22 protein-coding genes are annotated in these 24,296 nt (G+C 39.2%); 4 read left to right on the forward strand and 18 right to left on the reverse strand.

Annotated features, from left to right (window positions below; translation table 11 throughout):
• Positions 1-22 precede the first annotated feature (22 nt).
• From argS to HT680_RS06775, 3 genes are all read left to right on the forward strand, one after another.
• Complete coding sequence (gene argS / locus HT680_RS06765) at positions 23-1,711, forward strand: arginine--tRNA ligase (RefSeq protein WP_000104869.1); 1,689 nt, start codon at positions 23-25, stop codon at positions 1,709-1,711.
• 354 nt (positions 1,712-2,065) lie between these two features.
• Entirely contained in the window at positions 2,066-2,311 is a 246-nt protein-coding gene (locus HT680_RS06770; RefSeq protein ID WP_000084853.1) for a hypothetical protein, read from the forward strand.
• A gap of 197 nt (positions 2,312-2,508) precedes the next feature.
• On the forward strand, positions 2,509-3,771 hold the full coding sequence (locus HT680_RS06775; protein WP_000084739.1) for an NRAMP family divalent metal transporter: 1,263 nt from the start codon (positions 2,509-2,511) through the stop codon (positions 3,769-3,771).
• Between the two features lie 83 nt (positions 3,772-3,854).
• Here HT680_RS06775 and nrdI read toward each other — a convergent pair whose 3' ends face one another.
• The 5 genes from nrdI to HT680_RS06800 form a co-directional block, all read right to left on the reverse strand.
• Positions 3,855-4,325 (reverse strand): class Ib ribonucleoside-diphosphate reductase assembly flavoprotein NrdI, encoded by a 471-nt coding sequence (gene nrdI, locus HT680_RS06780; protein WP_000724245.1) that lies wholly within the window; start codon positions 4,323-4,325, stop codon positions 3,855-3,857.
• Positions 4,326-4,403: 78 nt separating this feature from the next.
• Positions 4,404-4,937 carry a hypothetical protein gene (locus HT680_RS06785; RefSeq protein WP_000729040.1) on the reverse strand — a complete coding sequence of 178 codons (534 nt, stop codon included), beginning with the start codon at positions 4,935-4,937 and terminating at the stop codon, positions 4,404-4,406.
• 60 nt (positions 4,938-4,997) lie between these two features.
• Entirely contained in the window at positions 4,998-6,284 is a 1,287-nt protein-coding gene (locus HT680_RS06790; RefSeq protein WP_173259168.1) for a response regulator transcription factor, read from the reverse strand.
• A 12-nt stretch (positions 6,285-6,296) separates the two neighbouring features.
• On the reverse strand, positions 6,297-7,967 hold the full coding sequence (locus HT680_RS06795; RefSeq protein WP_345890222.1) for a sensor histidine kinase: 1,671 nt from the start codon (positions 7,965-7,967) through the stop codon (positions 6,297-6,299).
• Complete coding sequence (locus HT680_RS06800; protein WP_125827684.1) at positions 7,945-8,559, reverse strand: DUF624 domain-containing protein; 615 nt, start codon at positions 8,557-8,559, stop codon at positions 7,945-7,947. Before HT680_RS06800 ends, HT680_RS06795 begins: the two co-directional genes overlap by 23 nt.
• Positions 8,560-8,692: 133 nt before the next feature.
• On the opposite strand from HT680_RS06800, the gene HT680_RS06805 reads away from it, so the two are divergent.
• Positions 8,693-9,262, forward strand: coding sequence for an MptD family putative ECF transporter S component (locus tag HT680_RS06805; protein ID WP_173259171.1), 570 nt, complete (start codon positions 8,693-8,695; stop codon positions 9,260-9,262).
• Between the two features lie 174 nt (positions 9,263-9,436).
• On the opposite strand, the gene dltD is transcribed toward HT680_RS06805, so the two are convergent.
• The 13 genes from dltD to HT680_RS06870 all read right to left on the reverse strand — a co-directional run bounded on the left by dltD (position 9,437) and on the right by HT680_RS06870 (position 24,206).
• Positions 9,437-10,609, reverse strand: a complete 1,173-nt coding sequence (dltD, locus tag HT680_RS06810) for a D-alanyl-lipoteichoic acid biosynthesis protein DltD (protein ID WP_173259173.1) — start codon at positions 10,607-10,609, stop codon at positions 9,437-9,439.
• Between the two features lie 47 nt (positions 10,610-10,656).
• A complete protein-coding gene (gene dltB / locus HT680_RS06815; protein WP_173259175.1) occupies positions 10,657-11,811 on the reverse strand; it encodes a D-alanyl-lipoteichoic acid biosynthesis protein DltB in 1,155 nt (384 codons plus the stop codon).
• A 171-nt stretch (positions 11,812-11,982) separates the two neighbouring features.
• Complete coding sequence (locus tag HT680_RS06820; RefSeq protein WP_038804670.1) at positions 11,983-12,675, reverse strand: methionine ABC transporter permease; 693 nt, start codon at positions 12,673-12,675, stop codon at positions 11,983-11,985.
• 1 nt (position 12,676) lies between these two features.
• A complete protein-coding gene (locus HT680_RS06825; RefSeq protein WP_173259177.1) occupies positions 12,677-13,738 on the reverse strand; it encodes a methionine ABC transporter ATP-binding protein in 1,062 nt (353 codons plus the stop codon).
• The gene (locus HT680_RS06830) at positions 13,731-15,104 is read right to left on the reverse strand and encodes a M20/M25/M40 family metallo-hydrolase (protein WP_173259179.1); all 1,374 of its coding nucleotides are present in this window, start codon (positions 15,102-15,104) and stop codon (positions 13,731-13,733) included. Before HT680_RS06830 ends, HT680_RS06825 begins: the two co-directional genes overlap by 8 nt.
• A gap of 120 nt (positions 15,105-15,224) precedes the next feature.
• Complete coding sequence (locus HT680_RS06835; protein ID WP_173259181.1) at positions 15,225-16,079, reverse strand: MetQ/NlpA family ABC transporter substrate-binding protein; 855 nt, start codon at positions 16,077-16,079, stop codon at positions 15,225-15,227.
• 154 nt (positions 16,080-16,233) lie between these two features.
• A complete protein-coding gene (locus HT680_RS06840; protein WP_173259183.1) occupies positions 16,234-17,079 on the reverse strand; it encodes an amino acid ABC transporter substrate-binding protein in 846 nt (281 codons plus the stop codon).
• Positions 17,080-17,182: 103 nt separating this feature from the next.
• On the reverse strand, positions 17,183-17,506 hold the full coding sequence (locus HT680_RS06845; RefSeq protein WP_000253936.1) for an AzlD domain-containing protein: 324 nt from the start codon (positions 17,504-17,506) through the stop codon (positions 17,183-17,185).
• Entirely contained in the window at positions 17,496-18,191 is a 696-nt protein-coding gene (locus HT680_RS06850) for an AzlC family ABC transporter permease (RefSeq protein WP_173259186.1), read from the reverse strand. The genes HT680_RS06845 and HT680_RS06850 overlap by 11 nt, the downstream gene beginning before the upstream one ends.
• Before the next feature lie 123 nt (positions 18,192-18,314).
• Positions 18,315-18,938: a hypothetical protein gene (locus HT680_RS06855; RefSeq protein ID WP_173259188.1), complete on the reverse strand. Its 624-nt coding sequence runs from the start codon at positions 18,936-18,938 to the stop codon at positions 18,315-18,317.
• A 193-nt stretch (positions 18,939-19,131) separates the two neighbouring features.
• The gene (locus HT680_RS06860) at positions 19,132-20,358 is read right to left on the reverse strand and encodes an MFS transporter (RefSeq protein ID WP_173259190.1); all 1,227 of its coding nucleotides are present in this window, start codon (positions 20,356-20,358) and stop codon (positions 19,132-19,134) included.
• Complete coding sequence (locus tag HT680_RS06865; protein WP_345890220.1) at positions 20,355-22,802, reverse strand: lanthionine synthetase LanC family protein; 2,448 nt, start codon at positions 22,800-22,802, stop codon at positions 20,355-20,357. Before HT680_RS06865 ends, HT680_RS06860 begins: the two co-directional genes overlap by 4 nt.
• 540 nt (positions 22,803-23,342) lie before the next feature.
• On the reverse strand, positions 23,343-24,206 hold the full coding sequence (locus tag HT680_RS06870; RefSeq protein WP_173259194.1) for an XRE/MutR family transcriptional regulator: 864 nt from the start codon (positions 24,204-24,206) through the stop codon (positions 23,343-23,345).
• Positions 24,207-24,296: the final 90 nt, after the last annotated feature.

Raw genomic sequence — 24,296 nt, forward strand, 5'->3', positions numbered from 1 at the left:
AAAGTCCAAAAGGAGCCTACTTATGAGTACAAAAAAACTGATTGCTAGTGAATTGGCTAGCGTCATCGATAGCCTAGATCAAGAGGCTATTTTAAATTTACTAGAACAACCAAAAAACTCTGACATGGGAGATATCGCTTTCCCTGCTTTCTCACTTGCAAAAGTCGAACGCAAAGCCCCTCAAATGATTGCTGCTGAAATCGCTGAAAAAATCAACAGCCAAGCCTTTGAAAAAGTTGTTGCAACTGGCCCTTACGTCAACTTCTTCCTTGATAAATCTGCCATTTCTGGAGCAGTTATCAAAGAGATCATCGAAAAAGGATCTGACTACGCTCAACAAACGGAAGGCAAAGAGCAAAATATCACGATTGACCTATCAAGTCCAAACATCGCAAAACCTTTCTCAGTAGGTCACTTACGTTCAACTGTTATCGGAGATGCTCTTTCTAATATCTTTAAGAAAATGGGCTACAACACTATTAAAATCAACCACCTTGGAGACTGGGGTAAACAGTTTGGTCTTCTCATGGTTGCTTATAAAAAATGGGGAAGTAAGGAAGCCGTAGAAGCTAATCCAATTGACGAATTGTTAAAATTGTACGTTCGCATCAATGCTGAAATCGAAAACGACCCAGCTCTTGATGAGGAAGGACGTCTTTGGTTTAAAAAATTGGAAGACGGTGATCCAGAAGCAACTCAACTCTGGCAATGGTTCCGTGACGAAAGTTTGGTTGAGTTCAACCGCATTTACAAACTGTTGAACGTTGAATTTGACAGCTTAAACGGGGAAGCCTTCTATAATGACAAGATGGACGAAGCCGTGCAAATCCTTGAAGAAAAAGGTTTGCTAGAAGAATCACGCGGCGCTAGCATTGTCAACCTAGATGATGTCGAACTGCCACCTGCTATGATTAAAAAATCTGACGGTGCAACCCTCTACATCACACGTGATATTGCGACAGCTATCTACCGTGCACGTACTTACAATTTTGTTAAGAATATCTATGCGGTTGGTCAAGAGCAGTCTAACCACTTTAAACAGTTAAAAGCCGTCTTGAAAAAAATGGGATTTGACTGGAGCGATGATATGATTCATGTAGACTTCGGTTTGGTAACCAAGAACCGTCAAAAGCTCTCTACTCGTAAGGGAAATATTATCCTGCTCGAACCTACTCTTCAAGAAGCTATCAGCCGTGCTAAAGCACAAATTGAAGCGAAAAATCCTGATCTCGAAAACAAAGAGCAGGTTGCCCAAGCTGTCGGAGTAGGAGCTGTTAAATTCTACGACCTCAAGACTGACCGCCGAAATGGTTACGACTTTGACCTCGAAGCTATGGTTTCCTTTGAAGGAGAAACTGGTCCATACATCCAATACGCTTACGCTCGTATCCAATCTCTCCTTAGAAAAGCAGACTTCCAACCAAATGCTCAAGCAAATTACAGTCTAAATGATGCTGAAAGCTGGGAAATTATCAAACTTCTCCAAGACTTTGCCCGTGTCATCAAACGCGCATCTGTTAACTATGATCCATCGCTCATTGCCAAGTATGCAATCAGCTTAGCTCAAGCTTTCAATAAATACTATGCCCACACTCGTATTCTGGATGAAAGCCCAGAGCGCGACAGCCGTCTAGCCCTCAGCTACGCAACAGCTGTTGTTCTCAAAGAAGCCCTTCGTTTGCTTGGAGTAGAAGCACCAGAGAAGATGTGATTCAGTACTAACAATTGGAACTAAAGTTCCTAATTGTTAGACGCTAGCCGCTTATGCTTATATGCGAACTAGCTAACTGCTTCACTAGTCATGACCCCTAAATATAATCGATTTAGAGGCCATGACGTCGTAACTATGGTGATTTGGCTAGGCGCTTCACTAATTCACATAAATAAACAGCGATTTGTTTATGTCATAATAATAAAAAACTAGACCTTTCAAGTATATCATCGAATTATCTAGTCTCTTGTGCGGGATGCCTGCCATGCAATTCTAGTCACCTAATAGAAAAGCGAAATGTTTCTTTCGCTTTTCTTATGTCATCAACTTTTTTATCAAACCAGGAGAAATTTTATGAGCCAGTATGCTTATATCTTAGTTCTTATCAGTCTTGTCGTTCTTTTTCTCATCAATAAGTACGAAAAAGAAAAACTTCAACAACTCCTTCAGGAACAGCTTCTGAAGGACGAAGCTTTCAAAACAGACATACGCGAAAGGATCCAAACAACGGAAAATATCAATGATGTGATTGACTACATCAATAAAGGTTACCGTTTGGGACTCCTGCTTTCTAAGGAAATCACTGAGCAACTGAAATAAGGGAATCCGAGAAGCTTTCTTCTCGGATTTTTTACTCCCATCAATACCATTTCCTTGTGATAATCATATCTTTCATATGATTTTTCTGAAATTTTCTAAATTTTTCAAAAATTCTCTTGCATTTTTCATAAGTTTCTTGTAGAATAGTAGCTATCTATTCAGATTATTCTGAAAATTCAAAAATAGGAGTGTTTATTATGTCACAAGTTACTTCATCACACCAGTCTACCTGGGCAAGCAAACTAAAGGCAATGGGGCCAGGAATCCTAATGGCTTCTGCTGCCGTTGGAGGTTCTCACATTGTATCCTCTACTCAAGCTGGTGGTTCTTATGGTTGGTCACTACTCCTCTTGGTTATCTTGGCCAATGTTTTTAAATATCCATTTTTCCGTTTTGGTGCCGAATATACTGCCGACACTGGCAAAACCTTGGTGGAAGGCTATGCTGAAAAAGGAAAACTCTATCTCTGGATTTTCTTTATCCTCAATGTCTTTTCAGCTATGGTCAACACAGCTGGTGTTGCCATTCTGTGCTCAGCTATCATCGCCAGTGCCTTCCCAATGATCGGTCTTAGCATCACTCAATGGTCCCTCATCCTTGTTGCGGTCATTTGGGCTATGTTACTCTTTGGTGGCTACAAACTATTGGACGGTATGGCAAAATGGATCATGTCTGCCTTGACTATTGCAACTGTTCTTGCCGTCATCATTGCTGCCGTTAAGCACCCAGAATACAGCTCTGATTTTATCGAGAAAACACCTTGGCAAATGGCAGCCCTACCCTTTATCGTTTCCCTTCTAGGTTGGATGCCTGCCCCTATTGAAATCTCAGCTATCAACTCACTCTGGTCTGCTGAAAAGAAAAAGACCGTCAACTTTAATACAGAGGATGCTCTTTTCGACTTTAACGTTGGTTACATTGGAACTGCTATCCTAGCTGTATTCTTTGTGGCACTAGGAGCACTTATTCAATATCCTACAGGGCAAGCGGTTGAAGCTGCTTCTGCCAAATACATCTCGCAATTTGTGGGCATGTACGCCTCTGTCCTTGGTGAATGGTCTCGTTATTTGATTACCTTCATCGCTTTCCTCTGTATCTTTGGGACAGTCATTACTGTCATCGATGGATATTCACGTGTCAATCAGGCCTCCCTTCAACTCTTGGCAAATCAAAAAGAGGATAATCGTAAATCTTTGAACATCTGGATGACCATCACAGCTATCATTGGTATCGTCATCATCAAGTTCTTTGCCGGTCAAGTTTCAACCATGCTCCGCTTTGCCATGATTGGATCTTTTCTTACAACACCATTCTTTGCCCTTTTGAACTATGTGTTGGTCACAGGTGAAAATAAAAATCTTCCTTCTTGGTTGAAACTCCTCGCCATTGCAGGATTGATTTTCCTCTTTGGCTTTGCTATTTTCTTTATCTATGCACTTGCCATCGGAAAAGCAGGTTAATTCCAAAGCAGCACCCTCGTCTGGGTGCCTTTTTCTGCATTCAAAAGGCAGTTGAGAAAATCCAACTGCCTACTTGAACGATTCTAACTTTCTGAACCCAATCCATATAAGTCCGCGATAATCGCTGCGACCTTTTTAATATCTCCCAGCATTCCACGCATTTCAAAGTCTGCTAGGACCGGGAAGCCAAAGCGCTGGCTATACTGCTTGGCTGTCAGGCAGTATTGATTGTTAAAATTGCGATTACCAGATCCCACTACCCCAAAACACTTACTAGCATTGTCTCCATAGGCGATAAAGTCGCCCACTGGAGTCGTAAGAATCTCAACATCGCCGTTATCGACACCATTTCCACCTTCCAGATAGGTCGGCAAGAAAGCGACATAGGGATGCTCCATTTCAAAGAATTCTTGGCCTTCCTTGACCAAATCCTTGATATGAATCTTTTGGACCTCAATCCCTTCGTACTGGGACAAGAGATAGTCCTTAAGTCGAGTTACAAAACTCTCTGTATTCCCGCTCAAACTGATATAAACTAAGGATATTTTTTTCATGCTGACCTCTATCTTTTATGTTTACGATATAAAAAGAACTAACAAGATTGTAACTTGATAGTTCCCTTTTGTCAATACTTAGGCAGCCTCTTCTGTTTCGACTTCCTCAGACAAATCTTTTTGTTGACGCCACATCTTGTAAAAGACAATGGCAAGGAAGAGGACATTGATAACAACAAATAAAATCGTTGTTCCCTTTCCAAGGACTTCTGTCCCTAGTCGCAAAGTTTCATCACGGATAGCTTGTACAGCATCTTGCATACCCATATAAGTATAAATCGAACCAACAATGGCAAGCAAAACATAAGCAATGTAAGCATAATTTGCATATTGCAAATGATTACGAACCAAGAGCACAATACCTGCGACTACTAAAATCGCAGATAAAATAATCAAAACGATGTTAACAGTCGAATGCGATAATTCAGCTGTCTTATGTAGATAATTAATCGTATCCTCTAGTTGCTGGGCGCTAGCACCTTGAACTTGAGCTTGACTGGCACCTAGTGTTTCTTTACTAGGAACTGGACTTAGTATTCCAAACAAAGACATAGCTGAAATCAATGCTGATAGAACTAATAAAACCCAAAGATAAATTGGTTTCTTTTTCATAATTTTTCCTCCTTAAGGTATTTTGAACATTATAGCATTTTTTGTATGTAAATACAAGTTTTACAGGGAACTTTCGACTTGTTTGCGATAAGCTTTTGGTGATTTTCCGCACAATTTACGGAAGACCTTGTAGAAATATCCAACATTGCTGTAACCAACAGCATAGCAAACATCTTCAATACTATCATTGGTTGAAAGCAAGAGCTGTTGCGCCGCCTTGATGCGCTGTTTGTTGAGCAGTTCTGCGAAGGTTGAGTTGGTTTCTCGCTTGATTAACTGACCGAGGTAGACAGGGTTGATAAAGAGATCTTTGCTAATATCCTTCAGTGAGAGCTCTTTTTGATAATCACGCCCAATCACCTCCAGAACGCTCACCACATTTTCATTCATGCGGTACTGGCCAAAGAACTTGATCAAGGTCTCTTTGATGTAGGCAACCAATTCTTCAAAGGAGTTAATGGCATGGATGGCTTTGACAATCTCGGTCATATCATCCGCTTTTAGATGCTCAAACAAGTGGAATACATCCATGACAAACTGAGTGAAGAGCTGTTTGGTGATAGCAACGCGCGGTGTATTCTCTAAGACAACCTTCTCCAGCAGGGTCAATTCTTCTATGATTTGATTGATATTTCCTTGAATAATCACCCGATAAATCGGTTCGTAATAAGCAAATAGACTCTCGGATTTTTCTAGATTGACAGAACCGTAAAAGAGGGCTTTTTCTGCGTTGATTTTCCATTTTTCAAAGGCTTGTTGGTAGGGCGCTCCAAAAGACGTTACTACGATTCCATCTAGTGGCTGATCAGAGATAAAAATCTGCCAGTCTTGACCTAAAACATAGTAAGGAATAGTGAAAGAACCTTGTTTTTCCTTGGAAAGGCCTATCCACCAGTTGTCTTTACCTGCTAAGAAGTTGACAAAGCCTTCTTCATCCAATTCTTGGCTGAGAGTCTGGCTTTGCTCCACCTTTTCCTGAAGTTGGCTCGCAATTTTTTCTAATAAATGACTCAACTCCACCTTATCCACTGGCTTCACCAGATAATCCACGACACTTAAGTTCATTGCTTTCTTGACATAGTCAAACTCCTGATAGCCAGACAGCAAGATATAATAGGCATCTGGGAGAATCTCCTTCATCTCCTTGATCATCTCAAGCCCTGTCTTATCTGGCATGTTGACATCCGAAATAATCACATCAACTGGATTTTCCTTGACGTAGTCCAATGCATCATCTGCGTGATTAGCTGTTGCGACGACTTGCATATCCCATTTTTCAAAGGGGATTAATCGCTTGAGACCCTCTGTCACCATGTACTCATCGTCTACTAATAAAACTTTATACATTTCCCTTCCTTTCTATTCATTTTGAATAGTAATACGGTAACGAACACCTTCTTGTTCAGCAGACTCTACACTGATTTGGTAGCGATCTCCAAAATAGAGGACAAAGCGTTCGTGTACATTGATTATTCCAATTGATTGTCGCTCTCCGCTATAGCTTGCCTCGTGCTCAAAACTTCTCTGAGTTAGTTTTTCTTGCAAGGAAGCTAATTTTTCGGCAGGCATTCCACGACCATTATCGACTACCAGGATCTCAACAAATCCCTCACCCTTCAAGACCTTGATGCTGATTACATTGTCTGTTCGACGGTGGTCAATACCGTGGGCAAAGTAATTTTCTACCAATGGTTGGAGCGTAAACTTGGGAATCTTCATATTTTCTAATTCTGGCGCGATCTTAAAGCCATAAGCAACAGACCTTGGATAGCGAACCATACAGAGATAGCTATATTTTCGGCAAAATTCCAACTCCTGCTTCAACGTTGTTTCCCGCTCGTCGGAGATATTATTGCGTAACAAACTACTAAATTCATAGATAATATCTGCTAGCTCATCTTGGCTTTCCATCACCGCATACATCCGCAAGAACTCCAAGGTATTATACATAAAATGCGGGTTAATCTGAGCTTGCAAGGCCCGCATATTGGCATCTTTTTGGCTCAATTCCAACTGATAAATATCGTGGATATTCTTTTCCAGTCGGTCCAACATATCATTGGTTGTTTCTGAGATGAGGAGCAATTCCTGGTCTTTCTCAGAAGTATCAATGCGAAGTCCCTCTTCTCCTTGGGCAATAACCTGAATAGACTCGACCAGATCCACCACCTGCTTTTGGTAATTGGAAAAGGTCTGCCTCAGAGTGGTATACAAGATAATGATAAAGAGAATGCTTAGTCCAATAATGACAGTCGAACTGGTCAACGTTCCCTTAAGAACAAAATCCTTAGGAACGGCTACACGAACTTGATAGCCATGGGAGGTAACTCCTACAAGCCAGTCCTCCCGCTCGGCAGATACTGTCTCCCCAATCTGAAACATCTCCGTATCAAAAGGCGAAGTTACTGTTACAGCCATCGGGATATGGCCCCTTGTATTGTCAATAGCATCATGGAGAACGTCTGGGGAAAGGGAGATATAGATGACTCCTAAATCCTTGTCAGACACAGGATCGGATACAGGAATGGCAAAACTATTGGGAGCTGGTTTGAAATTTTCTGCTGGAATTTTCTCTCCACTTCGTTTCCCTCTGGTAGAAACAAAGACTTCTTTATAATCCTGAAGGACAATTGCCACACCCGTCACAAAGTCATTTCTTACATACAAATCGTCAATGTTTTCATACAAGGATACCGAGATATAGGGCGAAGCCTTGCGCTCTAATTGCCAATAAAAATAGTCTGGTGTACTGAGACTAAAGTACTTATAAATCCCTTCAATCCGAGCCTGATTTTCAACCAAAGCCTGGGCAATCTGAGTCGACTCTCTATGGTAATATTCAATCTCGCTCACTGTCCGAGTCGTCACACGTTGAGCTACTCGTTGGGCTTCTTTTTCACGGGAACTCCAGTCAGCATAGGAGAGCATGACCGCAAAACTTGCAATGATGGCAATCATCACCAAGGTATAGATGCGCAAGAGCGAATGGAGCCAGAACGGCTTCATTTTATTTTGTCGCCAATTTTTCATGGATACTTTCATATACGGGTTCCAACATATCACTGATAAAGAAATGCCACACACCAATTCCTACGAAAAAGAGGAGGGCAGGCATATAGTAACCAATTCCTACAAGCATGACCGTACCAAATAAAACCTTGGCAATTGCCGGCAAATTCATAAAAATCCCGATAAGAGCGAGTTTTACGGTATTTCGATAAGAGAGCTCATAGTGAACTTGGAGTTTCAATGAAACGGTATAAGCTAAAAAAACAAAGGCAACAACAAGGATATTGAGAAAGGTTGCCAAGAGATGGAAGATAGTTTGATGGGGCAATTGAACCAAAAGGTATAAACCATAAACTAAGACTAGATCTACAAGTACAAAACTATAGAAAGCGAGATTGCTCTTGACAAAATTACTCTTATACAATTCCCAAGCTTCTTTAAAACTATAAGCTCGGTAAGTATAACCGTGCTCCGCATATAAACTCATAAGAGTTGCACTAGCTGGTGCCAAACCAAAGACTACACCTCCTGCTAGTGTGAATAACCAGAAAAAAGCCGTCGCAATCATTCCTAAAAAGAAACGATTAAAGACGAATTCTAGAAACTTTCCCATAATATCCTCCTTAAAACAACTATGTAACTATTATATCATATTTCAAACGTTTTCAAAAACATAGAGCACCCATTTACAATCCTCTAAAAGCGTGATACAATTGATTTTGACAGTTTTATATAAGGAGATTCTCATGAAGAAAAATATCTTAACTACCCTCTTAGCCGTCGTTCTCTACTTTCTCTGTCTAGGAATTGGAGTATTGCTTGGACACTTGGTGGATTCAACGGGCAATATGTTCTATGCGCCTGCCTTTTCTGCCCTTGTTGGAGGGAGCGTCTACATGCTTCTTTTAGCAAAGGTTCCTCGTTTTGGCGCTATCACGATTCTAAGCCTTTTTATGGCACTATTTTTCCTAGCTAGTAAACACGGTGCCGGCGCCTTTCTACCAGCTATCACTTGCGGTCTTGCAGCAGATGCCATCGCTCGTCTCGGCAACTACAAAGATCGAATCAAAAATACCCTCTCCTTCCTCGTCTTTGCTTTTAGTACAAGTGGACCCATCCTCCTCATGTGGATTAGTCCAGAATCCTACGCGGCAACTCTCCTCGCTCGTGGAAAATCCCAAGAATACATTGACCGTATCATGGTCGCTCCAGAGCTAGACAAAATTTTTCTCTTTGTCGCAAGCATTCTCCTTGGTGCTGTAATGGGTGCTGTGATTGGGCAATTTCTAAGTCAAAAAATAGCCGATAAAATGTAAGGTAAAAGCCCTGAAGGCTAGTAACACCTAGCTTCAGGGCCTTTTTGTATACAATCTTAGAATTCACTATAGATAAATTCTTGAATGTTCGAAAAATCGGTCACAAAACAGTAAATCACGATGCTCAAGATAACCGTATAGAAAAATAGTGTCCACAAAATTAAACGATGTGTGTTAGTTAGCTTGGTTTGCAAATTTGTAAAGTTCTTTTTCAACTTCCATCCATCCTTTCACTCCAACGTGCATCACGTCAAATAAAAAGTAATCATCATACTCTCTGTTTCCATAGTTTAATACGGTTGCACCATGACTTTTTGCGACATCTTCTATTTTTTTATAAGTTTTTTCTCGCATCTCTCTTGAGACACCCGTGTAGTCATTCCATTTCCCGTTTACTGGGAAAATAATAACCTCAACTTCAATGCCCAATTCTTTGGCAACTGTCAAGAAGAGTTCCATATCTGAATACTCTGGCGACTCTAGGTAGCTCAAATCTTTATTAGAATCCTTCAGTGATGCATAGCGATCTTTTAGGTAGGTATTGTAGTAGTTATTATCAACAGCATAATCATTATTGTCTGTTTTCTTTTTGACCTCTTCTACAAACTGATTTGTCATTTTCTCCCAATCATAGTCTGGGGTTTTATCTCCTAGTGAAGGATAATCTGATTTGGCATGTTTTTGATAAAAAGTCTGTTTGAGCTTAAAGGAATACATCGCCTTATCTAATTCTAATAATTTTTTATCAACAATAGTTCCTGTTCCATCTATGAAATAACTTTTATATTTTTTGTAGATGTCATTTTGTTGCTTGTTCCCCTTGGTAATCTCGATAATGCGATTGATTAGTTTTTCTTTCGTTTCCTTACTGATCTTGTCATTATCTAGCATGTGGAAAATATGTTCCTGAGAAGCCTTGTTCAAAAAGGCATCTTGATGAGTCCCATCTTTTTCAAACCACTGAACAGACTCTACTATAGCCACTTTCCGCTTACTCATAGATCCTTCAATAGAGGCTAAAGTAGAGGCTTGAATGATATTTTGAGAATAACTGGTCCCTATCTGCATGATATTAAAATCATTGTAGTTAAAAATTTTATTGGGATGATAGTCTTCATTTATCGTTGCAACCAACTCAGATGACCCCAATAAAACCAGTGTATTGGGAGTGATATTGCTTGTTAAAATATCTCTACTTTTATACTTTTCATACGAGGTACTATAACGAATACTGTTATCCTTGACTTTATAATAATCCTCAATTTTCTTGACATAGGTCACATTTAAAAGGGCAAGCGTCGCAATTACGAGCACAAGCGATAGTAAAAATGCTTTTAATTTAATCATTTCGTTTTATCCTATCCCTTCGATCCGTCCGATCTCTTTTCAATCTCTTATCTCTTTAAAATCGTCAGTAAGATTTTATAGGGTTCACCTGAAAAGATAAAGAAACCAACCATAAACAAATTCATGGTCACAAACCAACTTAGTAGTTTATACCATTTTTGGTTTTTATTTTTCTTATAAAAATTGCTTTTCTTTTGATACACTTCAAATCCAGCCATCAAGACACCATGATAAAAACCATAAACAATGTAGCTAACACTAAGACCATGCCAAAAACCCATGACCAACATATTGACCATATAGGCATAGGTTGCATTATGTAGTCTATTTTTAAACCATTTTTTCCTGATAACCTGCATCAATACTCTTGAAAATACAAAATCTCTCAACCAGGTCGACAAGGTGATATGCCATCTGGTCCAGAAATCCTTGATATCGACACTCAAGAAAGGTTTGTTAAAGTTCATTGGTGTCTGAATACCTAGAATATTACTACTTCCAACGGCCATTAGACTATAGCCCGCAAAGTCGAAGAACAGATACAAGGTATAGAGGTACATATATTTAATTGAGTAAACGACTGTGCCAGTATTATTTAGAGTGAGTAACATCTGGTAAACATAGGTTGATAAAACAACCTTATAAAGTAGACCTAAAACGATACGATACACACCGTCCCCTGCTAACTCCAGATACTCTTTTCGGGGCATGACCTCGTTTATCTCTTTTAAAAATCTCCTACTCCGATCAATCGGACCAGCACTAACTGTTGGGAAAAAGAGCAAAAACTGTAGATAATCTTTTACAGTGATTTTTTCTTTGATCAAGCCATCCGATATTTCTAGCATGATCTGAATGGTCTTAAAGGACATATAGGAAATACCAATAAAGGCCAACAAATGCAGAGAAGTCAGGGCAAAGACTTTATTGATCACTAAAGGAAGAATGGAAAGGAAAACCAGTGGTTTCAGCCGCTTTGCCTCTATCCTCTGTGCTAGAAAAACCAGAAAATATTGGTAAACGATAAAGGCGAGCAAATAGACTATCATCGCTCGACTCTTGCCATAGATAGCTCCTGCAAATAAGAGGGAGAGCGCCAAAATATAGTAGTCCTTACGTTTTTCAAAAAAGTTTACTACAAAACCAATCAGTAAAACTACAAACAAGAGAAGGAAGAAATCATTCCCCTCAAAATAATTCATATCAACCGAACTCCTTTTTCATTTTCTCATCTCGCTTCAAGGTTTATCTTTCTAGTTTTTTCCTATCCTATCACCAGAGAGAGTTAGCTTTATCTATTATACCATAATTTAAAAACTTTAAATGCCCCTGTTTGCAGCTACCTAGAACAAAAAAGAGCCCTTCGGCTCTTTTTATTTATGACTTAATTTCTTGGTCAAGAAATCTCCCAAGAACTGGATCGTAAAGATAATCAAGATGATAATGATGGTTGCTAAAACTGTCACATCGTGATTGAAACGGTTAAATCCATAAGCAATGGCTACGTTACCGATACCACCAGCTCCAACTGCCCCCGCCATGGCTGTTTCTCCAACAAGGGAAATCAAGGTCACAGTCGTCACACGAATCAAATCTGGCAGACCTTCTGATAGGTAAACACCCACGATGTCCCAGAAGGTCGCTCCGCTCGCTTGAGCCGCTTCAATGACACCACCATCCAATTCAGCCAAGACCACTTGCACCTGACGGGCAAAGAAGGCAAAGACTGCAAAAGAAAGTGGGACAAGGGCTGCATTTGGACCGATACTAGTCTTAACAATCAAGTGAGAAAGTGGTGACAAAATGGCCAAGAGGATGATAAAGGGAACCGCACGGAAAATAGAGGTAATCTTGTCTAAAATCCAGAAGATAACCTTATTTTCCAAGACACCACCTGGCGCTGTCAAGACGAGGAAGAGACCTGCCACCAACCCCAAGAATCCTCCGATGATGAAGGAAAGAACTGTCATATAAAGAGTTAGGTAGATAGCCGTTCCCCAGCCGGCTTGTCCAGCCCAGCCCATTTTATAGACATTTGGTAAGTAAGTTTGAATAAACTCTGTCATATTACTGTCCTCCCTTCAATACTTTTAACTGGACACCAGCCTGACGGATGGCTTCTTGAGCACCTGCTAGTGCTGCTTTTTCACCTGACAAGACCACAACCAATTCTCCAACAGGAGTGCCATCGAGAATTTCGATATTTCCATAGAGAATATTAGCTGTTACTTGGTAATGTTTGTACAATTCATTCAAAAGTGGTTCGTCTGTCGAAGCACCTGCATACTTGAGTTGCACTAAGATACTGTTCTCAGATAAATGCTCTACGATTTCTTGCTTCTCAATCTTAACCATGGCTTCGTCAATTCCTGTGGCTGTTGAAATAAAGTCCTGGGTCAAAGGTTGTTTAGGGTCTGAGAAGATTTCAAGAACACTGCCCTCTTCAATCAAATGCCCATCCTGCATAACCGCCACACGGTTGGCAATGTCTTTGACAATCTGCATTTCGTGTGTAATCAGGACAACGGTCAAGCCTAATTTTTGGTTCAAATCTTGCAACAAGGCCAAAATCTGCTTGGTTGTCTTAGGGTCGAGGGCAGATGTTGACTCATCTGAAATCAAAATTTTTGGATCATTTGCCAAGGCACGCGCAATGGCCACACGCTGTTTTTGTCCCCCAGATAGCTGAGAAGGGTAGTTTTCAGCGCGATCTGCCAAGCCAACCAAGTCTAATAACTTAGCTACTTTTGCTTTCTTTTCTTCCTTGCTGAGTCCAGAGTGTTTGAGGGCAAAGGCCACATTTTCCTCTGCTGTCTTTTGACTCATGAGGTTAAAATGCTGGAAAATCATCCCAATGTCTTGACGCTTACGACGCAACTGCTCTGCAGTCAAGGTCACCTTGCCGTCAAAAATGACGTCGTTATCAATGGTAATTTTCCCTGCAGATGGTTTTTGCAAGAGGTTAATCACCCGTACAAGGGTTGATTTCCCTGCTCCAGAATACCCAACGATTCCGTAGATATCCCCTTCTTGGATGTGAATGGTCACATCCTTGACCGCTATGATGGTTCTCTTCTTTTGATGAAAGGTCACATCGATCTGATCTAACTTGATAATATCTCTACTCATAGCTTCTAATCAGCTCCTCTACTAATTCAATATGGGTGTAGTAATCGGCGATTCGCACGTTTTCATCTCCACCGTGGTCTCGGCTATTGGCATTTCCTAGACCGAAGGCAACCATTGGTACCTCTAGGGCATCAAAGACCGTATGCATAGGTCCTGTCCCCGCTGTTGTCGGCAAGACTGAAACGCCCTGTGGATAGAATTTCTTGGCCAACTCGATTACATTGAGAATGGCTGGCGCGCTCATATCGCTTCGATAGCTCATCTCTCCCAAGGTATAGTATAATTCTACCTTATCAAAGCCATTTTTGTCTAGCTGTTTCCGAATTTTTTCCAGAACATCATGCGGTTCTAGGCCAGGAACCAAACGAACCTCTAGCTTAGCACTAGCTTCTGCTGGCAAAATCGTTTTCACTCCTTGCCCTTGGTAACCTGACTGAATCCCTTCGATATTAAGAGCTGGTTCAAAAAAGAATCGTTTGAGAAAGGCGGCACGATCCTCTTGTAAGAGAGGCAATTCCAAGCCATAAATACGACTAATTTCCTCAGGATTGCGTTGGGCATAGGTATCTACCAAGGCTAGTTCTCGTTCATTTGGCTCTTGAACATCCTCGTACAAGCCTTCTACTAAGATACATCCATCTGCTGCACGTAGGCTACTTAAGGCCTGGATAAGATACCATGGAGCTGATTCCACAACTCCACCATAACTCGAGTGGATATCCACATCAGCACTTTTCACCTTAGCATCAAAGGTTACAATCCCCTTGTTTCCGCCAGAGATTTCCAGCTGTTCCAAGGCGTTCTTAGTCCCTTGTTCCCAGACTAGCAAGTCCGCCCCACGAAGTTTGTCTGCGTGTTTCTCTAAATACTTATCTAGATCCATGGAAGCAGACTCCTCTGCACCTTCCATGATAAAACTGATATTGACAGGTAGGTCATCGTGGTGCTGCATATACTTTCTCAAAGCACTCAAACGAGCCGTAATATGACCTTTGTCGTCGTCAACCCCACGTCCATACATAAAGCCATTTCGCACAGAAAGGGTAAAAGGATCCTCTGTCCACACCTGGTCGCCATCCGCTGGCACGGTGTCATAGTGATTATAGAAGATCAAGGTCTTGGCATCCGGACGCGAACTCTTGAAATGCGCCATGACAAAGGGAGCCGTGTGGCTCTCATCAATCTCCACTTCAGCCCCTACACGCTTGAAAATCTCACCCAGATAATTTGCGACTTCCTTCAGTCCAACCTGCTGAGCAAAGACTGATTTCTTGGAAATTAAGGTGCGCAAGACTTCAAAATAATGTTGGGCCACATGATCCTTTTCAAATTTTTCAATCTGCTCTTGTTCGCTAGGAAAAACCATTTTCTCTCTCCCTTTCTACTACGTACTTGTGTCCTTGGAACGACAACAAGTGCCTCTTTAAAATCAACTCTCTATATAAAAGCAAGAGGTGGAAACTCTCTCCCACCTCCCTGTGTCTTATTACCAAACTGGTTGGTCCAAACCGTCTGATGTTTCTTCGATAACCTTTTTCACTTCATCAGTGTGGTAAGCTGCGATAATTTTCTTGATGGCATCCGCTTTAGGTGATGATTCCCAATCTTTTTTCGCAACGATGATGTTGTACCATTGTTTTGAGTTTTCGTCAGCTTGTTCTTTGAAGAGTGCTTTCTTGTAGTCCAATTTTGCTTCTGTAACGAAGGTATTGTTTACAACAGCAGCATCAACTGATGACAATGAACGAGCTGTTTGGCTAGCGTCCAATTCAGTAATCTTCAAGTTCTTTGGATTTTCTTTGATGTTTGCGATAGTAGCAAGCTCAGTTCCTGAAACGTCCAATTTGATCAAACCAGCTGATTGAAGCAAGTAAAGCGCACGACTTTCGTTTGTTGCATCGTTTGGTACAGCGATTTCACCATTATCTGGGATTTCTTCCACTTTGGTGTACTTGTTTTCTTCCCCATTTTTACCTGAGTAAAGGCGGATTGGTGAGATGTAAGTATCTGCAATCGCTACAAGGTCTTTTCCGTTTTCTTTGTTCCAGTTGTTCAAGAAGTTGTAGTGTTGGAAGGCGTTCAAGTCTACTTCGCCATCAGCAGTTGCCTTGTTTGGTTGAGAGTAGTCAGTGAACTCTGTGAATTCCAATTTAATACCGTCTTTTTTAACCAATTCTTGGATTTTATCCCAACGTTTTTCTTCAGAACCACTACGGTTAACTGTTGCGATTTTAACAACTGTTTCGTTGTCCGCTTTCTTTTCTGAATTTCCGCAAGCTGCAAGAGCCAAACCTGCGACTGTAGCAAGAGCTGCTACACTGAGCCATTTTTTGATTTTCATGATTCTATCTCCTTTAAAAATAATACCGTAATAGTATCTCATACTTTATTTGATTTCGCAAATTGTTATTAGATAGGCAGACATATAGTTTAAAACTATATGTCTGAAAATTGAGAAATCATCCGCCTTTCTCAGACTGGATGATTTCATACGACTATTTAATATCAGCTTCTGCTGGGAGGTAAGTGTCCCCGAAGAACTGTTTAGACAATTTTTCAAGAGTTCCGTCTTTGTAGAGTTCTTGGATACGTTTGTCTACAAATGATTTCAACTCATCTTGACCTTTAGCAAGAAGTGGGTAAACATAAGGTTGTTGGTCGCTTGGAAGTTCAATCACTTTCAAGTTGTCCAAACCTTGGTTCTTGATAACTGTTTCAACACCGATTTTATCAAAAATCTTGTAGTCAAACTGACCATCGCTCAAACGAGACATGATTTGTTGGAAATCAGCCTTGGTGTAGTTGAGAACCGTTGGGTTGTCTGCGTGTTGTTTGTTATAGTCTTCCAGTTGTTTAGCTGTTGTTGTTCCTTGAACAACCTCAGTAGATTTTCCACCAATATCATCGAGAGACTTAATACTGTTATCGTCTTTCTTCACAACGAGAACGTTAGGATTTTTAGCAGTTGGAGCTGCGTAAAGGTATTTTTCAGCACGTTCTTTGGTATAGCTGATGTTGTTCACAGCCATTTGGTAGCGATCAGCGTCAAGACCCGCAAAGACACCTGACCATTCTGTCTTTTCAAACTTGACATCATACTTGTCAGAGTCTTTAAAGATAGCGCGAACCACTTCAATCTCATAACCCGTCAACTCGCCATTTTCTTCGTAGTTAAATGGTTTTGGTGAAGCGTTGGTCGCTACGACAATTTCTTTCTTACCAGGTGTTGCTGCTTCGCTAGATGTGCTATCTTTCTTATCTCCACCTGAGCAAGCTGCTAGTACACCTGCGGCAACAAGTCCCAGAGCAGCAAGAGATGAATATTTGACGATTTTTTTCATGTTATTTCCTCCAAAATAGAATACTGTACTATCTTAACAGAAAATATTTTTTTTCGCCATTATATGATATCTATCTCGGTGATAGGTTTTTTTTATGGCTGATTTAAAAGACCAGACGCAAGACTGCAATCAAGACTACCCCAAAAAGAACCGTACCCACTAGATTGCGGTAGCGAAAGGCTACCCAAGCCGTTGGAAAGACCGCTAAAAAGTCCAGCCATTTGATTTGAGGAAGGCTGCCAACCTTGCCAGTCACTACGCTTGAAAGGATCAAAGCAAAAATAATGGAAACAGGCAAGAACTTCAAAAACCGCTCAACGATAGCTGGCAACCCCTTGTACTTAACCAAAATGAAGGGAATCATACGGGGAATCCAAGTCACTAGGCCTGAAAAGATAACGGCTAACAAAAGATATTTACTGACCATCTAAGACCACCCCCATAGTACAACCTAGCAAGGTCGCAAAAAGAACAGCTAGCGACTGAGTCACCACTGTCAAGAGCAAAAAGAAAGACACTGCAACAACTGCTAGGATCTTCAGCAGATTCCGTACAGGAACCCGTCTTTGCATAATCTGAAATTGCGAAGTAAAAATCCCGATAAACATCCCAACAAGGGCAAAGTCTAGTCCAAAGATTTCTGGATTTGGTAGCAGACCACCCAGAGCCGTTCCAACCACTGTCCCCACAAACCAAGCCGCATAGCTATTCAAGTTATTTCCGTGCATCCACATGGGATGGACCTTGTCTGTATGGGCTAATTCTCCCATCAAAACTCCGTAAGTCTCATCTGTCAAGAGACTGGACATGCCGATATTTTGCCAAAGACTAGTATGACGGAAATAGGTCGACGCATGCAAGCTTAGCAAAAAGAGGCGCAAGTTGATCAAGAAGACCGTCATAGCAATAGCTGCCACAGGCGCTTGTACCGCAATCAGTGCCAACATGGCAAACTGGGCGCTCCCAGCATAAACAAAGAGGCTCATCAAGCCCATCTCAACAGGTGTCACATAGGGCGCGCCAATAATCCCACAAGCCAGTCCAATGCTGACATAGCCAAGGGCAGTCGGCATGGCCGCCTGTGCACCTTCCCAAAATCCTTTTTCTTTCATCCTTCTCCTCATATTCTCTTCGTTTGAGGCTGTTCAAGGTCACAGCCACAGCAAGAAATATTATAACACATTCAAAGAAGAGAAAAAAGTTTAGAGTTTGAAACTAGTAGCTAGCAAACATTGTTACAAAGCATTACTTGCTGATGGATATATAAGAAACTGATCCACTCGGATAGTGTACTTATCGGCTTGGCTTTCAACAGACTCATCTTCTGTCGGATAAACATCGATCCAGAATTCTCTCCTTTGTCCTTTCAGCTTGACTTTATAGCGATAGCTGTCATCGTATAGTCCTACCGTCTCGGTAGTTACAGATTGAAAATTTGGAAGAGCTTCAATTTCTTTTTTTATAGTCTGGGATAGATTGTTGAGCACTACATATTGCTCCCCTTTTGAAGCTACAGGAATATGAACTGTCGCTTTTTCCAAGCGATGTGATTTTGAAAATGTGAATCTTGCTCGACCTGTATAACCATTCAAAGCAATATTTTCGTAATCATAGAAAAGACGCCCTGTTTTATAGAAATAAGGGTCTTCAGCACGCCAAGTATCGCGATAGGCCATTTCTGTTTCCTCCTCCACTTCGCTAACCTCTCCAAATACTTCTTCAAAAGATTTAGGAGGCATGCCGAACGAAAGGGAATCAAACAAGACCAGTTGTGTCTGTTTAACATTCTGGCAAGCTGATAAAAGCATGAGGAAAGCTCCAAGAGCAAGCAAACTACTGATTATTTTTGTAAATTTCATATTTCTACTATACAAAAAACTCTAGAATTGACAAACTTTGATAGAGTCGGATTCCGTGATTAGATTTTAAAATTACTTTTTCATTTAAGGTAACAAAGAATTGAGCAAGGACTATTATTAGATATTTTAGATAAAGAAAAAGACTGGGAAGCCAGCCTTATCGTATGAACAAAAGTTAAATCAGAAATCCCTACTAAATGCTCTCACGAATATTCAAAAGCATGACAAATGAGGTTAGGAGTAATAGCAATAGAATAATGCTGACCGCTAGGGTTCCAAAACTTGTAGCAATCGTTACGAAAACAATTGTGAATAGACTTGGTAAAACAACCGTAATAGCACCAATAGAGGATTGAACCGCTCCCATTGACTCCTCAGGTATTTGTTTAAAGACGAGTTCCTGCAATCTAGGAGAGAGTAACCCTGCGATGAAGGCATCCAAGGAGCTGAAAAGCAGAATCAAGCCAAAATGAACTGTGGCAAATCCTACTAGAAGGAGTAACTGGATGACGACCGAAGCGTATAGAGCTGTTTTTATAGAAATCGTATTTTTCAGATAGCCACTTACAAGACTTCCAACAATAAGTGCTAACAATTCTAGTGTTGATAACAAAGCGAGAGATTGACCAGTTTGTAAATTCAAAAACGGTTGGTTTCTTAAAAAAAGAGTCGAAATAGGAACAGTGACATTGATCACAGCTTGGCTGATAGAGACGATAAACAAAATGAAGACCACTCTATCCATATTCCAGATCAATTTCGATGATTGGAACAAATGCTGGCAAAACGATTTTATAGAAAGACCTTCTTGATAGCTAATTGTTTTTTCAACTTTCAAAAGATCATTTTTTATGAGAAGAATACCTACAAATGCTATCAGAAACGTCAGAGCGTTTAGCAAGGAAATGAACTGAATGGAAAGAATTCCTAGTAAAATCCCTCCTAGAATATTACTGATTGTCCGAACTAAACTAACCGTTGATTGTTTAAAGCCAATGGCTTCTGTCAGATGTTCTTTCCCAATGATTCTTATAAAAATAGGAGTTAGCATGGCTCCTGAAAAGTAACTCAATGTATCCGACAAGAGGTTCATTAAACAAATAAAGAATACGAGCCATAAGGAAAAGGACTGCCCTGAAAGCGAAAGTGCCACTATAGAATAAAGTACAAATTTGACAAAACTAATAACCGTATACTTTAGAACACGATAATGTTGAAAGTCAGCCAAAACTCCCATAAAGATTTGCAGAACTTGAGGAACAGTCTCTGAAATCGTAATGAGTAAAATCGCCAAGGGGGCAAACGAAGCGTCTGCCACATAATTCAAAAAAGCAAGATAAAAAATCGTATCCCCAACCGTTGAAATCCACTGGTTGATGGTTAATTGCCTAAAATCTCTATTTTGAATAAATACTTTCATCGCAACTCCTTTTTGAATTCAAATGGGAACTTTTCCCCAAGAATAGACCAATAAATCCCTAGATTTCCGATACCAAAATCAAATAATGTATCTGAACTTTCTTCACATTCAAATACCAAAATACCATTTTTATCTCTTTTGGATCTACTTAATAAAATCTCAATTACATTCTCACGTAAATTTAAATTATCCTGATAGTTTAGAGTTTGCAACAAACTGGATAAACCATGACAATAACAACTTGACTGAATAAGATTGAATTTGAAAGCAAGTTGTTGAAATCTTGAAATTATTTTTGAATACCTTTTATCATATAATAATTCAAAATAAAGTAAGATTCCTGAAGTTCCTTCGCACCACGATAGTTCTAAATTTGTAGGAGTTGCATTTAGTCTACTATACTCATTTTCTAACAGATTTTCTAACAAATTATTGAATACATTAATACTATTTTCGTAAGCTACCTTAAATTCAAATTCCGAATTATAAATTGAAATTACGTATGCAATCCCAGCTAAACCATGTGCAAAATTACATTCTTTTAAACTATTAACATTTTGTATCTCTTCTACAAAATATAAATATAACTCCTCTATTTTTTCTCTAATAAATTTCATACTATCGACATCATTGAAATTTATACAGTATTTCATAATACTCAATAAAACACCTGACTTTCCTAAAGCAAAGTCAAATACTTCAACTTTCTGATAATTACTTATCAAGTCTTTATAAATTTCTCTAGTTTTATCTATAATCAATTCTCTACTTGGATTGTTGCTGGCAAATTTTTTATAGAACTCTAATAATGCCCAAAGATATCCGGAAGAACCAAATAAAATTGAATAACCATTTAAATACACATTTCCTTTATTTTGATTTCCTTCAGAGATAAGCCACTCGATAATTCTACCATTGTCAGAAATGTCTCTCATGTGTGATAAATAAAACAAATATCCTGATAAGCCATGTTGAAACGATACTGGACTAACAAATTCTCCAAATTCATTTGAATTTAGTATCCTACTTTCTCTATTCATATTTAATGAAAGAAGATAGTTAATGAGTGTCTCATTCTCAATTTGAAAATCGAATGAGGAATTAACTCTCTTTGAATGAAATTCTATATTTTTATCTTCAAAATCGTTTATATACTTCATCTTCTCGAATCGGTCTAACTTCTCTTGTTCACTTAAATTCAATAAATACATCAACCAGTTAAATTGCGATTTAGTTATGTTCCCAATTTCTTTCTCCATATACATACAAGACTTGATTTTATCTAAAGCAGTTATATTTAATAAGACGTCCTCTCCTTCAAATATTAAAACATGCTCGCGCATAATCGCCAAACTCAACATTGCAAGTGCAAAATAATCCTGTTGAATGGTACAAATTTTTGAGGAACAATCAGTATTTATCATGAATTTTGTAGCAGCTCTTCTAACAGTATTATTTTTGTTTGTAAAATTTTCTAGGTCTATTAACCTAACACGACCAAAATCATCCAATATAAAGTTTGTTGGAGAAATATCCACTGCTAAATATCCTTCAGCATGAATGTCATTAATAATATCAATTATATTATTAATAATTACATTTTTTTCGATATCAATATTTTTTAAATCAAAAAAATTATATCCTGGTATAAACTTTTGCACTACGAAGTAATCTTCATTGACATAAAACTCTTCAATTAATTCTGTCGTATAGGACTTGTCCTGAAATACTTTCAAATTTGTTGCTTCATTCTTTAATTCATCAATTGCAGAGAAACCATCTTCCCAACTATAAACATACGGTCGTGCATGTTTTATTATCACTTTCTGATTACTATTTTTTACTACAGCTCTGTAAACATTTCCTCTATTGGATTTTTTCAGAATACACTCGATATTATAGTGATTTAAAGGGTGATTCTCTGGAATTCCCGGGGAGGGTTTAAATAATTTATTTTTTTCCACATCAGTAAATAAATCCTTAACCCCTTCTGGCAAATACGGATAATTTAATCTCAGATCCTCTACTAATTCTCCTCTACTATTTTTCATCATGTAGACAATTTTATTTTCAGAAAAATTGTAGTTTTTAATTGCTTTAAACGCCCCATATCTATAATGTATTGGAGAATGTTCACCACATTGAAAATCTGATAAAATCCTTGGAGCTTTATAGTTTTCTAACTTTTTTTTTAGATTTAATATTATTCGTTTGGCCTGCTTCCTACTAGACGGATATATAGTGATAAACTTATTTGCAGTAGGAGAAACTTCTCTCGGAGAATTCAATTTTTTTAACTCATCCAAACAATCTAGAACTTTGTAGTTACATCTTTCCTTCTCCAGCTCTTGTACAACAATATAAAAAATATCACAAGCGTCTTTTAATTGACTGCTTACATGAAGTTTCCATCCCTGTGTAAGTTTATTGTTACTATACTTCACAAATAACCACCCATTTTTATGGTAAGTGTCAACTTGTATTTTATTCAGCATTGTTTGTAATCTATCCATAAATATAATAAATACATTATCTCTAAAATGAAATTAAGGATAGTTAATTAGTAATCAACTATCCTTAATTTTAACCAGTTATTCTTAAAGAGCAGTAAATGAGCAAGTCCACTTACAAACTTCACGTGATACAGTAATTACTGGCTCTTCAGGTAACAATTCAAGTTCCATTAGATTATGCATTTCTTTTCTCCTTTATTTATTTTTCTTTGTAAACCACTTCTGCAACCTAGGATTTGCTTCAAATGTCTTACAAGGACAGTATAACACGGAAATTAGCTCATTTTAAAAAATCGCATATTTGATATTTTTTCTCATGGAAATTTCACATTTGCGATTTTTGTAGATTTGACTCTTTCCCTGATATAATGTAGGTACTACTCACAAGGAGGGATATAATGATGAAGAAAAGCAAAATCCAACTGATGCTCCTACTTATTTTAGAGTGGGTTATTGTCATTCCTTTTCTAACTAATCGATAAGTTCTTTGTATTGCTGAAAACGCAATTCAAAAAGAGCTGTTAATTGGGGATTTTCTAATACTTGCAGGGATTGGATAAAGTATTCAATCTCTTTTTGATTGCTTCCCTTAGTTTGAAGGAATACACTCATCTTCTTTAAAAACTGCAATGATACTTTCTCAAAAACATCATATGGCCGGAGCATACTCTCCAACTCGGCTTCAAAGATTGGGATATAGGAAAAAAGTTTGCGCTCCATGAGCTCTGATAAGATATTCAGATAGCCACTCTTCATATACAATCTATTGTGAACCAACTCTTTAAATTCCTTGGATTTTTCAAGTAAAGAGGTTGATAAAAAGATCAGGTCTTGATTGCTCAAGAAAGGCATGGTATTGCAAAAAAGATAGAGTTCAAACCAGGTCCAAGATTCGATGGCATAGAGGTAGCTAGTCAAAAACTCGCTATCCTCCTCTGCTAGCGGATAGCTTTTATCTAAAGAATGAATGGCATCTTTGATCACGATGGCATTCAAACGACGATAGGTCTGCGCCATCTGTTCTTGCTCGACTTCCTTCAACAGTTGCTCTAATCCTGCTATATCTTGATGAGCAAAGCGATCCACAACCTTTCGACCGATTCGCATATGGGGAGATTCTTGGTAGTTGTTGAGTTTATGCCCAAACTCGTCGAAGGTCACATTAATCCCTTGGATAGCTAGGATCAGTTTATCCGCAGACAGCATAGACTGCCCTAGTTCGAACTTGGATAGCTGAGATGCTGTCAAGCCATCACAAGCCACATCTGACTGCTTGAGTTTCCTCGCTAGGCGCAATTCCTTGTAAAATTCTCCCAATTCCATTCTCTCAATCATCTGACCACCTCCTAATTTTTACATATTATATCATCATTTTTATGGTTATGTCAAAATATTCTGACATTTTCCGGAGTTAAAAAGCCAGCT

This window comes from Streptococcus sp. 5905 (assembly GCF_013276505.1).
In the GTDB taxonomy this organism is placed as follows: domain Bacteria; phylum Bacillota; class Bacilli; order Lactobacillales; family Streptococcaceae; genus Streptococcus.

Coding starts and splice junctions, on each gene's coding strand:
- HT680_RS06785 (WP_000729040.1), bottom strand. CDS start 4,937: ATGAAAAAGAAACCAATTTATCTTTGGGTTTTATTAGTTCTATCAGCA.
- dltB (WP_173259175.1), bottom strand. CDS start 11,811: ATGAATTATTTTGAGGGGAATGATTTCTTCCTTCTCTTGTTTGTAGTT.
- HT680_RS06805 (WP_173259171.1), top strand. CDS start 8,693: ATGAAGAAAAATATCTTAACTACCCTCTTAGCCGTCGTTCTCTACTTT.
- HT680_RS06845 (WP_000253936.1), bottom strand. CDS start 17,506: ATGGTCAGTAAATATCTTTTGTTAGCCGTTATCTTTTCAGGCCTAGTG.
- HT680_RS06855 (WP_173259188.1), bottom strand. CDS start 18,938: ATGAAATTTACAAAAATAATCAGTAGTTTGCTTGCTCTTGGAGCTTTC.
- HT680_RS06835 (WP_173259181.1), bottom strand. CDS start 16,079: ATGAAAATCAAAAAATGGCTCAGTGTAGCAGCTCTTGCTACAGTCGCA.
- nrdI (WP_000724245.1), bottom strand. CDS start 4,325: ATGAAAAAAATATCCTTAGTTTATATCAGTTTGAGCGGGAATACAGAG.
- HT680_RS06850 (WP_173259186.1), bottom strand. CDS start 18,191: ATGAAAGAAAAAGGATTTTGGGAAGGTGCACAGGCGGCCATGCCGACT.
- HT680_RS06800 (WP_125827684.1), bottom strand. CDS start 8,559: ATGGGAAAGTTTCTAGAATTCGTCTTTAATCGTTTCTTTTTAGGAATG.
- HT680_RS06825 (WP_173259177.1), bottom strand. CDS start 13,738: ATGAGTAGAGATATTATCAAGTTAGATCAGATCGATGTGACCTTTCAT.
- HT680_RS06795 (WP_345890222.1), bottom strand. CDS start 7,967: ATGAAAAATTGGCGACAAAATAAAATGAAGCCGTTCTGGCTCCATTCG.
- HT680_RS06840 (WP_173259183.1), bottom strand. CDS start 17,079: ATGAAAAAAATCGTCAAATATTCATCTCTTGCTGCTCTGGGACTTGTT.
- dltD (WP_173259173.1), bottom strand. CDS start 10,609: ATGATTAAATTAAAAGCATTTTTACTATCGCTTGTGCTCGTAATTGCG.
- HT680_RS06770 (WP_000084853.1), top strand. CDS start 2,066: ATGAGCCAGTATGCTTATATCTTAGTTCTTATCAGTCTTGTCGTTCTT.
- argS (WP_000104869.1), top strand. CDS start 23: ATGAGTACAAAAAAACTGATTGCTAGTGAATTGGCTAGCGTCATCGAT.
- HT680_RS06790 (WP_173259168.1), bottom strand. CDS start 6,284: ATGTATAAAGTTTTATTAGTAGACGATGAGTACATGGTGACAGAGGGT.
- HT680_RS06820 (WP_038804670.1), bottom strand. CDS start 12,675: ATGACAGAGTTTATTCAAACTTACTTACCAAATGTCTATAAAATGGGC.
- HT680_RS06870 (WP_173259194.1), bottom strand. CDS start 24,206: ATGATTGAGAGAATGGAATTGGGAGAATTTTACAAGGAATTGCGCCTA.
- HT680_RS06775 (WP_000084739.1), top strand. CDS start 2,509: ATGTCACAAGTTACTTCATCACACCAGTCTACCTGGGCAAGCAAACTA.
- HT680_RS06830 (WP_173259179.1), bottom strand. CDS start 15,104: ATGGTTTTTCCTAGCGAACAAGAGCAGATTGAAAAATTTGAAAAGGAT.
- HT680_RS06860 (WP_173259190.1), bottom strand. CDS start 20,358: ATGAAAGTATTTATTCAAAATAGAGATTTTAGGCAATTAACCATCAAC.